1 protein-coding gene is annotated in these 263 nt (G+C 48.7%); it reads left to right on the top strand.

The window, feature by feature from the left end:
- Positions 1-263 (top strand): hypothetical protein (locus tag A4R26_RS34910; protein WP_165760245.1); only part of this gene is annotated, 263 nt, incomplete at both ends.

The raw sequence follows: 263 nt of genomic DNA on the forward strand, positions 1-263 counted from the left end.
CTTATAATGCCGCCGGTTCTTACGATGTAACACTCACCAGTGCCGCTGGTTGCGATTCAATTGCTACACTTTTATTATCAATCAATCCGGCTGTTACCAGCACCACCGAAGTGACAGTATGCGCTAGTCAATTGCCTTATACATGGAATGGCAATACTTATAATGCTGCCGGGTCTTACGATGTAACCCTGACAAGTGCGGCCGGTTGCGACTCTGTAGCCACATTGGTGCTTACTGTCAATCCGGCTGTTTCCAGCACCACC

Origin of the sequence: Niastella populi, assembly GCF_002078015.1 — a bacterium.
In the GTDB taxonomy this organism is placed as follows: domain Bacteria; phylum Bacteroidota; class Bacteroidia; order Chitinophagales; family Chitinophagaceae; genus Niastella; species Niastella populi.